This is a genomic window from Falsihalocynthiibacter sp. BN13B15, from assembly GCF_041205415.1.
GTDB classification, from domain to species: domain Bacteria; phylum Pseudomonadota; class Alphaproteobacteria; order Rhodobacterales; family Rhodobacteraceae; genus Falsihalocynthiibacter; species Falsihalocynthiibacter arcticus.
In genome coordinates, this window is sequence record NZ_JBGFCE010000034.1 from 1 (window position 1) to 10,133 (window position 10,133).

The 10,133-nt window shown below is 47.9% G+C and carries 9 protein-coding genes and 3 pseudogenes; 7 read left to right on the top strand and 5 right to left on the bottom strand.

Features of this window, described 5'->3' with window-relative positions; genetic code table 11:
• Positions 1–571 precede the first annotated feature (571 nt).
• Positions 572–736: pseudogene (locus AB9F26_RS21710) on the top strand (IS3 family transposase); the annotation flags it as partial.
• A 59-nt stretch (positions 737–795) separates the two neighbouring features.
• Here AB9F26_RS21710 and AB9F26_RS21715 read toward each other — a convergent pair.
• From AB9F26_RS21715 to fliL, 5 genes are all read right to left on the bottom strand, one after another.
• The gene (locus tag AB9F26_RS21715) at positions 796–3,201 is read right to left on the bottom strand and encodes a hypothetical protein (protein WP_369769072.1); all 2,406 of its coding nucleotides are present in this window, start codon (positions 3,199–3,201) and stop codon (positions 796–798) included.
• Positions 3,198–4,067, bottom strand: coding sequence for a flagellar motor stator protein MotA (gene motA, locus AB9F26_RS21720; RefSeq protein ID WP_039003216.1), 870 nt, complete (start codon positions 4,065–4,067; stop codon positions 3,198–3,200). The genes AB9F26_RS21715 and motA overlap by 4 nt, the downstream gene beginning before the upstream one ends.
• A gap of 69 nt (positions 4,068–4,136) precedes the next feature.
• The gene (locus AB9F26_RS21725) at positions 4,137–4,499 is read right to left on the bottom strand and encodes a MotE family protein (protein ID WP_369756762.1); all 363 of its coding nucleotides are present in this window, start codon (positions 4,497–4,499) and stop codon (positions 4,137–4,139) included.
• A 245-nt stretch (positions 4,500–4,744) separates the two neighbouring features.
• Positions 4,745–5,137, bottom strand: coding sequence for a hypothetical protein (locus tag AB9F26_RS21730; RefSeq protein ID WP_369769073.1), 393 nt, complete (start codon positions 5,135–5,137; stop codon positions 4,745–4,747).
• Between the two features lie 9 nt (positions 5,138–5,146).
• Entirely contained in the window at positions 5,147–5,635 is a 489-nt protein-coding gene (gene fliL / locus AB9F26_RS21735; protein WP_369756761.1) for a flagellar basal body-associated protein FliL, read from the bottom strand.
• Positions 5,636–5,758: 123 nt separating this feature from the next.
• Between fliL and fliF the strand changes: the two genes are divergently transcribed.
• From fliF to AB9F26_RS21765, 6 genes and pseudogenes are all read left to right on the top strand, one after another.
• Positions 5,759–7,435, top strand: a complete 1,677-nt coding sequence (gene fliF / locus AB9F26_RS21740; RefSeq protein WP_369756760.1) for a flagellar basal-body MS-ring/collar protein FliF — start codon at positions 5,759–5,761, stop codon at positions 7,433–7,435.
• Positions 7,435–8,037: a flagellar biosynthesis protein gene (locus tag AB9F26_RS21745; protein WP_369769074.1), complete on the top strand. Its 603-nt coding sequence runs from the start codon at positions 7,435–7,437 to the stop codon at positions 8,035–8,037. The genes fliF and AB9F26_RS21745 overlap by 1 nt, the downstream gene beginning before the upstream one ends.
• Positions 8,030–8,311, top strand: coding sequence for a FliM/FliN family flagellar motor switch protein (locus AB9F26_RS21750; RefSeq protein ID WP_369769075.1), 282 nt, complete (start codon positions 8,030–8,032; stop codon positions 8,309–8,311). The genes AB9F26_RS21745 and AB9F26_RS21750 overlap by 8 nt, the downstream gene beginning before the upstream one ends.
• 4 nt (positions 8,312–8,315) lie before the next feature.
• Positions 8,316–9,056, top strand: a complete 741-nt coding sequence (fliP, locus tag AB9F26_RS21755; protein WP_369769076.1) for a flagellar type III secretion system pore protein FliP — start codon at positions 8,316–8,318, stop codon at positions 9,054–9,056.
• A 584-nt stretch (positions 9,057–9,640) separates the two neighbouring features.
• Positions 9,641–9,814, top strand: a pseudogene (locus tag AB9F26_RS21760) (IS66 family transposase zinc-finger binding domain-containing protein); the annotation flags it as partial.
• A gap of 71 nt (positions 9,815–9,885) precedes the next feature.
• Positions 9,886–10,133 (top strand): annotated as a pseudogene (locus AB9F26_RS21765) (transposase); the annotation flags it as partial.

Sequence of the window (10,133 nt, forward strand, 5' to 3'; positions counted from 1 at the left end):
GCTCTGGACATACAACAACGAGCGACCCAACATGGGCATCGGCGGCATCACACCCGCCATGAAACTGAAAATGGCCGCGTAAATTCTACGGCTGGACCCCATTAAAAATGGGGGGATTACCGGATGATCAAAGAGCAAGAAGCTGGGATGCCGACAGCTGACGTGTGTGTCCTTCGTCATATAAAGTTGGACGTCAGAGCGGCTTGAGTATTAGAGGCTCTGGTTCGTTTGTGTGATTGATTATGCTGCTTGTTTTTGATGTTGCAATCGTCGTCCTCTGATTGTCTGTTTCTTGATCTTTTCCCTTTCTCTCAAGATTGTTTTATCGCGCCCAAAGTAGACGTCAGCAGGTGCTGACGTCAGACACGCCGAGCGTGCAAGCGTGTCCCTTCTCGGGCATGTAAACATGCCCTGCCGGTCAATGGGTGTCGATTCCAAAACCGTCCGGCGCGATAAACCGCCGGATAATCCTGAAGTTCGCAAAGAGATGAAAACGATTGCCAGCAAGCTGCGAAGGGGCCGCAAACGTGCGGCGGGTCACGAACACCTATACCCGCCGCTAACTGGCTTCTGGTGGTACGATTACAATAACGTCAGGCCGCGTTCATCGTTGGGAAACCAAACACCCGCAGAAGCCCGTCGTGCGCTTGAGCAATTTGAAAGCCTCGCGCTCGACGCACTTGCCCAAACTGACGATCCAGAATATGAAATCCAAACTCGCAAACTCTCATTATGAATGAGGGAGCCTCGGGGGGCGGGTCACCTCGCCAATGCTATTCGAAAAAGAAGACCGCATCAATTATCTTCTAAAGGCCCCCGAAACTTAACTAGAAGTTCAGTTGCTACTCTTCTAACGTTACGAATTTCATTCAGTTTTCCCTTCAATGAAGCAAGTTTGATATCTCCGACCTTATTCTTCACGGAAGTTTTCTCTTGAACATCAAGTAGCGTGGCAGCCGCACTCAAGTCTGAAAATGATCGCCTAGAAATGGCCGCAAGATCACGACTTCTCCATTGAGCTTCAATGGCAGCGTCATCATTGCCAAGCTTGGCTTCCTCAAAAGCTCTAAGCTTATTGTCTTTTAACAAAACTGCGGCTCTGATTCGGATTCGTGTAGCAGTCTCATTGTTGGGGTAATTTGCTGTCAACTCTATAGCCATGTGCGGCTCGTTTCTATTGTTGGCAGCGGCGGCAAATATCAAAGCGTCACCTTCCTCGTCCAGCTCTTGAATTCCTAAAATTTTTACCGGAAAACTTGATAACCCATTGTCAACTAGTCGCTTGGCCAAGCGTTGTTTCAAAGAACGTGAAAGGTCCAGCGCAACAATCAATTCTTCATTAGTGTAAACAAACTCAAGAAATTTCGCACTGTCCATATTCTCGTATGCCCCAATCAGAGTTTGCGAAAACAAGCTCAAGCGGATTTCTGGTGTCAAAACGTTCGCTTCAGATGACGCTGCCAAGATGTCCCACGCCTTTTGAAGATTGTTGTTTTTCACTATAGCTGCTACTAACGTAGGTATGATTTTGGCTTCTATTTCAGTACCTCGCAATTCAAACGTCAAAGCTTCGAGTTCCAGAATCCTGGATTTTAAAACGGGTTTTTTATTTAGAATTTCATTTTGAACAATTTCAAGTAGAGCTTCGATTGAGGTTTCCGAGCCACCTCCAGCAATCGTTGACAATGAATCTATTGCCTTAATCGAGTAGCCTTGAGAAATTTCTAATTTGGCATCCGCTAAGGTGAATTCGTCGCCGTGTTGCCCTTCCGCCCTACTAACAGCATTCCTAATTTCTACTGCAGTTATGCGATCGCTTGCTTGTAAAAACTTTTCTACCAATCGTGGGCCCAAATAGCGGCGGAGATGTAGTGGCAGTTCAGAAAACGATTTCTTCACGACAGGTAGGTTAATAGAATGGTTTTTCGGAATCTTAGTGCTTGAGAGAATTGCCCACATGGCACCCGCAGTGGCGCAGTTAAGCTGTTCAAACAGGATACCCTCCTGAATTCCGCTGCCATATTCAAGTGTCCAAGCAATTTCAGAAAGCAAGTTGTGGTTACTAAGCTGAGTACTTTGTGTTTTAATTACTTGCATTGCCTCACTACCGAAAGTTGCGTAAATATACGCCATTGCGAGGCTTTCGGCAGCCTCATTTGATGCTGCGTCGAATTCACTAAACAGCCGAATGCGAGCGTTAGAAATTCCCGAGAATATCGCCCCCTCGGTTCCCCAATTTTCAACACTAAATGCCTCCTTCGGTAGACATTCGTTCTTTAGCCCATTCATTCGAAGTGGACCGCTGTTGGCAAACGCATCGATCACGCCTTGATCAATGCTGGTTGTTGCTTGAATGCGGATATGTGGAGTTTTTCTGTTGGGAACCTCGGCAGTCGGGCCAACACTTCCTGAGGCAAGCGGTTCATTCAGAATGGTCGGTTGAGGTGGAAAGGTCGGCCTTTCCAGCAAATTTGGTTCTAGAAGACCTTGGGTGGAGGCGCGCCCAATTTGGGTGGCCAACTTCGATTCCATTCCTGTTATTTTGCCACTAGAAATTTCTGCAATAGCGGTGTTAGCGGGTTCGTCCAAAAGCCTGGGAAATGTATCGAACAACAATGAAACACCGCGTTCTGAAGCTGGCAGTGGTTTTAAAGCAAAATCTAGCGCATGATTTTTTGCTTTGTCAATTTCTGACTTACTAACATCATTGTCTTTCTTTTCTTGAAGAGGCGCATTGGTATCAAGTAATCGAATAATAGGTTGAGCTGCGATCACAGTTCTGTCGTCTGGCCCCTCATCTTCTGGACTCCTTAGAGCGTTTTCAAACAGCGAGCCCGAGATTGGTTGGCCATCTAAAACGTCCAAAACCAGCTTCCCTTCTTTGAAATCGAAGGCATTTGCATGGCAGGTGCAATTCAAAAACAGCTTAAGTTCGTTTTTCTGCGATGAAAATTCGAGATCGGAAATCCGCGTTCTCGGTATTAGCCGATACACATTTGAAAAATCGATTTCATCAATTGGCGTTTCAAATCGCACAATATATCCACCATCAAACCGCCCCATTTCCCAGGTCACCGCATTTTGAAAAGGCAAAACAATACGAGAAAAGTTTTCATGTTCCCCAGATCTAGCGATAATTGTTTGGGAGTATGCTGGAAAAGAAACCAACAACAATAAAACTATTTGAATGATCCGTTTCATGCGGCCTCGGTTTTCACGTCTTTTAGAGCTTCCTCCAGTTCGCTAAAACTTGGGCGACTATGACTTGGCGTATTCTGCCTGCCGACTTCTATACAAATGTTTGTCGAATGATTATGTAGATTTGCCACTAAGACTACTCGAATTAGGCCATAAAAGTGTGAATCTTCCTCTACAACAGACTGTACTTTTGCAGCGAATGGACCCATCAATCCATAAGCTAAAAATACACCCAAAAAGGTACCAACCAGAGCGCCGCCGATTAGTTTCCCAAGAACTTCTGGCGGCTGGTCGATGGACGCCATTGTTTTTATAACGCCAAGAACCGCGGCAACAATTCCAAGTGCAGGAAGGCCATCCGCAAGTGATTGCATAGCGTGGCTTCCGTGCATCGCATGGTGTAAATTGGCCTCCATGCGCTTCTCAAGCACTTCTTCTACTTGATGCGGGTCATCATAATTCATCGATGCCGAGCGAAGGGTATCACAAATGAGTGCAACAGCCTCTTTGTCCGACAGGATTTTCGGGTATCTTGTGAAAATTGACGATGTTTCTGGCGCTTCTATGTGCTCCTCAAGCCCAACGGGGTTCTGACGAGCCAAACGAATAAGTTCAAAAAGCAGGCAAAGCATATCTCGATAGTCTGAGTGCTTCCACTTAACGCCTTTGAAGACCTTTCCAAGATCTTTGATTGTAGATTTCGCGCCGGCTCCATCGTTAGAGATCAAAAATGCGCCAGTACCTGCGCCACCAATCATCATAAACTCGAAAGGAAGAGACTTCAGGATAATTGACATCTTACCGCCAGCGGCGAGATATCCCCCAAATACCATAACAAATATGACTATGATTCCAATAATTCCCAGCATAGCGTAAATCGATCCATTTCAGTTTTGTTGCACTCACTATGGCAAAAGGGTGTTAAGAATGTTTTTCGATTATAGGCCTTCTCGAGGAACATTGGCATTTCGGCCCGCCAGAATGACACTAATCGCATAAGCGGTTTCTGGTTTGAGCCCCGCCAGAATATCCGCCGCGGCATCTGGCTTCATTCGCACGAGGAAACCCGATGAAAAGTTTGGATCCATTTCTTCGAAAAGCGCGGCGGCATCTTTTGACTTCATGTTTTCATACATCGCGGTTAACTGGCCTAAATCCGATTCTGATGCGGAGTCCGCTCGTACTATAGTGGCGTCCAGCGCCAATTCCGCCTCGATGAGTTCGGCCAAACTCTCAGAATATTTTTTCTCTGCCAACTCGAGAGCGACCATACGATTCTCAAGCGCGAGTTCTCTGTTCATGACGCGTTCTTCTCGTGAACTTAGGTCAGAAAGCAAATTTGCAATACCAGCACTTGGTTCGCACAAAGCTGATTCCCCATCACTCTCATTTGCACGAAGCGCTTCAATTTCCTTAGCTATGGCGATGCCGGTTCCACCACCGAGCCTTAATACTCCCGACATTACAAAAAGCGCCGAAACAATGAAAAGAGCGTAACGGCCTTGCCTCGCTTTCCTTTTTTTCGGAGTTGAACGCTTGCTCGCAGTCATGCGGTAGTCTCCTCTTTTGGTTTTTGACTGTGCCTCAAAAACTGAAGATCCTCATACTCAACGACCTTCTCATCATCCTTCGGGCGTAACTCAGGCTCAGACGCTTTTGGTAAGTCGTGCAAGGAAGCAACGAGAAGTTCCAAATGTTGCGCGGATTTTTCAGCACGCGTCGTTAACTCTAATAGTGAAGAAGTGGAAGAAATTGCGGCGTTTTGGGCCTTGGATAGAGTTTTGGTCATATCGTCAACTTGGGTCGACATCAAAGCCACGGCAGCACCCACTCCATGCTCCAAATCATTGAATTTTTTGAGTCGGCGGGAAAGTACGATGCAGTAGATAGCGGAACCAAGGGCGCCAGCGATGAGTAATATGTCGGCAATAAGTGTCATAGGAACCTCCTAATTTAAAACAAATTCCATGATGAGAAGATCCCGGACGTGTCCCTCGCCAGTTACCATTTGAATACGACGCAGCATCTGCGCGCGTAGCTTAATAAGCGAGGACGGGCTCTCAAGTTCGGTGATATCAACTGCCCGAAGATAACTATTTAGGACGTCAACAATGCGGGGAACCAATCGCGTAACGTCCGCAACGCTTTTTGGCTCAACTTCGATCTGAGCCGTAAAGCGAAGATGCTTTGATCTGCCCGGACCACCCAGTGAAATGAGCAACGGATCTAGAGGAACAAACTCAACATTGGGAAGCGCATCTATTTCCACATGTTCAATTTCCGGATCATCGCTTGGCTGGCCAAAAATCATCCCTGTTTTAACGGCAGCAAAGCCACCGCCTCCGCCTAGAAGCAATAGGAACAAACCTATGACCATAGGTTTCTTGGAGGACTTTTTCTGTTCGTTCTCGCCAGGAGGCTGCTCATTGTCGGCCATGTCATCACCATTAAGTTTCAACATGTTCTTTATAGGCAGACGAAAACTAACCGATTGTTAAGGCTGTTCGCAGAAAGTCATTTTTGAAGAAGTGGCAGAAGCCCTGAATAAAGGAATATCAATTTGCAACAGCTCCTGTCTGTTTGGTTTTCTCTCAACCCGCGCCGCCGAATAATGGTCGTCGTCTCTACTGTGGCCATGTTCGCGGCGATTCTGGGGCTCTCCCGTATTGCCGCAAATCCCGGAATGGCCCTCTTATATGCAGGCGTCGAAGCGAATGCGGCAGGGGATGTAGTAGAAAGCCTTGAGCAGCGCAATGTTGACTACGAAGTCCGAGGGGAATCGATTTATGTCGATTCGAGCCGCCGCGATGAGTTGCGCATGACGCTTGCGGCAGAAGGGCTTCCTGCCAATAGTACTAAGGGTTACGAACTCCTTGATACGCTGTCCGGATTTGGAACAACGTCGCAAATGTTCGATGCTGCATATTGGCGCGCAAAAGAAGGGGAATTAGCGCGGACAATTCTGGTCAGCCCAAATATTCGAGCCGCGAGAGTTCACCTTTCAAACTCATCATCACAACCTTTCCGACGCGACACGAGCCTTTCAGCATCTGTGACGGTTTCCAGTCAAGGCGCGGGTGTGGACGGTGCACAAGCGCGGGCGTTAAGAAATTTAGTGGCATCAGCCGTTGCGGGTCTTACTCCCGAAAATGTGTCAATCATCGATGCGCGCGCCGGAGTGATTATCGGAGCCGATGATTCGCTGTCTGGCGGGAGTTCATCGGACGATAAAGCCCTTGAAATGCGCCGAAGTGTGGAGCGTATTATTGAGGCGCGCGTTGGGGTCGGAAAAGCTATTGTAGAAGTAAGCGTCGAGACGGAAACCGACAGTGAATCCATTTTCGAGCGGACTTTCGATCCTGACTCTCGGGTTGCAATCAGCACCGACACAGAAGAACGCTCCACAAATTCAAATGAAAGTGGATCCGGTAGTGTTACTGTTGCGAGCAATCTTCCCGCAGGAGATGCGGAAGGTGGTGGCGATACCAGCACCAGTCAAAACAGCGAAATCCGGGAGCGCACAAATTACGAAGTTTCCGAAGTTAAGCGGGAAATCCTCAAGGTTCCTGGAGCAATAAAGCGCTTAAGTGTCGCTGTATTGGTCGATGGATTGCGAACTATTGAAGCAGATGGAAGCGAGAACTTCCAACCCCGTAGCGACGAAGAAATTGCATCCTTGAGAGACCTTGTCGCATCAACCGTGGGCTTCAACGAATCGCGTGGGGATACCATAACGATCAAATCCATGGCCTTTGAGCCGCTTGCCGACGTTGGCACCGAGGCCACAATTTCAACGATTACATCCTTGGGTGTCAACGTTATGACGGTTATTCAACTTGTGGTCCTTGGCCTTGTTGCAATTATTTTAGGGTTGTTTGTCGTAAGGCCAATTTTAACCAGCGGCACCCTTGAAATCGCCAGTAGTGCGCCGCAGCCAGTTATCGCACCGCCAATTCCCCCAATGCCCAGCTTTGACCTTTCGGTACCACCCGCCTTAAACGGAGAGATCGACGATAACAGCTTCTCTTCTCCCGCGATGTCGACCGTTACTGATTTTGACCTGCCCGATTTAGGGGGGCTACCTAGTCTCCCAATGGCCTCCGGCTTCGCGGGGAACTCTATGAATGAGTTGGATTCCGATGATCCCGTCGCGAGGCTTCGAGAAATGATTAAGGAACGCCAAGAGGAAACCGTCGCAACCCTGAAAAGCTGGATGGAAGATGAGGAAACCGCGTAATGTCAAAACCGTTTAAACTCGAAGTGTTTGAAAGCGGCAAGGTTTTGCCTCAAGTACAAGACGACGCACTTGATTTTTCGTCCCTAGAAGAAACAAGACTTGAGGCCTTCGAGCAAGGTTACAAGGCTGGTTGGGACGATTCTCTTTCATCGCATGTTTCTGATCAGGAGAGAGTTTCTTCCGATTTCGCCCGAAACCTCAATGAACTAGCATTTACGTACCACGAAGTAAGGGCCACTATCCTAAAATCTCTAGAGCCACTCCTGAGAGAAATGGTCGCCAAGGTCCTTCCAAAAATGGCAAAAAGTGCGATTGGACCACTCGTCGCCGACCAAATCATTGAGATGGCCGGAACGCAAAGCTCGATCCCGGTCGAACTCGTCGTTGGACCTATGAACAGGCAAGCGTTGGAAAAACTATCGGCGGGTCAAGATAGTCTTCCACTCAAAATAATTGAGGAAGAATCCTTGGGTGACGGGCAGGTCTATATCCGCATTGGGGAAGCGGAGACCCAAGTGGATTTTGACGGTTTACTCGACGGGTTTTCATGCGCCTTGGACGGTTTTTTTGAAACGGAAGATAAGGAAACAAATTATGGATAGCTCTTCGGTCGATGGCAATAAAGGCAACCCTTTCACAAAGGTACCTATTGAGATCACTGTTTCGGTCGGAAAAGCCCGCCCATTGGTGAAAGACTTACTACTTCTGGATCAAGATTCCATCCTTGAACTCGACAGAACAATCGACCAGCCCGTCGAGTTGTTTGTCGGCAATCGACTCATAGCAAAAGGTGAGCTTCAAGAACTAGAGGGCGACAAGGCCGGACAGCTTGCTGTTCGCCTGACGGAAGTTATCAATATTCAGGAAAGCCTCTAGGATCATGAACTTTAAAACAGTTTGGGCGATGGGGGCTGCTACTGTATTCTTGGTTGCTTTAAATCAGCCCGTCTTCGCCCAAGAGTTATCCCTCTCATTGGGGGACGATGGCTCGATTGCAGCTCGAAGCGTGCAACTGATCGCTTTAATAACGATCTTAAGTATCGTGCCGGGTCTCGCAATTATGGTGACCTGTTTCCCATTCATTGTGACCGTTCTGTCAATACTTCGACAAGCGATTGGCCTCCAACAATCTCCTCCTAACATGTTGATCGTGAGTTTAGCGCTCTTTTTGACATACTTCGTCATGGAGCCCGTTTTTACAGAAGCCTGGATCAAGGGAATTTCGCCATTAATTGAAAACCAAATACCAATGGAAGAAGCTTTCAAGGAAGCTATGGCGCCTTTTAGAGAATTCATGGCGGGCCGAATTGATGACGAAACGTTTAATTCTCTCGCAGCTTTACGGCCTGACGCGGTTCTTGGCGAAAGCACGCAGGACCACCCATTGTCGCTGCTAGTGCCTTCTTTCTTGCTGTCGGAAATTGAACGTGCGTTTGAGATCGGATTTTTGGTTTTCCTACCATTCCTAATTATCGATCTTGTGGTGGCTGCCGTGCTTATGTCGATGGGTATGATGATGGTTCCTCCAGCCGTTGTGTCCCTCCCATTCAAGCTGGCATTCTTCGTGGTTGCAGATGGATGGACCTTAATTTCGACATCTCTTGTGAGGGGATATTTTTGAGAAATTTGAGGTAATTTACGCGCCAGATAATACCTTAGTATCGCACGACTGATCCTACTATTGGGTTCAGAGACATCGGCGTCGAAATCGATTTCATCTCAAAAACGGGCTTTGCACCTTAACTCACCGAGGTTTTTCTCGAGAAAAAGGCGCAGACTCAAGGAGTACCTTTGAGACGGTGCCTGTCCTAATTTCGAAGAAAAAAACTCAGCTATAAAGGCACGATTTAAAGACGAACGGATCGTATCGATGATCAAAGAGCAATATATTTTCTCTAAGTCCGCTGACAGATGTCGGGGGCACGGAAGATCTCGGTAACGTTTTGCAAAGACTAAGGGAATCATCGGATCCGATGAGGCGCGGGCGCTGGACGGCGACCCTTGGGCACGTGCCAGCCAAAGGTACTGCCGGAAAGACCATACCAACGCTGGTGTTTTGATTTTGCACCTGATGCTCTGGCTGATGAACGCGACTTTCGAATTCTAGCGGTCGGTGATGATTGCAGCCTTGAGCACTCGGTGCTCGTCTCGGATAAATCAATACCGGATCGGTCCTATATTGCACCAGACAACATCATTTGTGACTGCGGCTGTGAACGTCATATTATCGGCGAGGATGTGACTGAGCGTTTGGACATAGTACCATCCCAGTTTCGTGTGCTGGTCACGCGCCGCCCCAAGTACGCGTGTCGTGCGTGTGAGAATGGCATCACCCAAGCGCCTGCAAAACCACATTTGATTGACGGGGGCATGCCAACCGGTAATCCCCCCTAAAATTAGTGGTGTTCAAAAGTAGAATTTTCTCGGCAATATATCTGAGGAGATTTTTGATGAAGACAGCACGGTATAGCGACGCACAGATCATGGGCATTTTGAAGCAGTCGGAGGGCGGTGTGCCGGTCTCTGAGCTGTGTCGTGAACATGGGATGAGCAGCGCGAGTTTCTATAAATGGCGAGCGAAGTTTGGCGGCATGCCCTCTCAGTGATGCAAGCATCACCTGCCGGGTAATAGATGCGTCTTTGATCACAGAGATGAAGGATATGGCGGAGCAAAACCGCCGCCTCAAAAGGATGTATG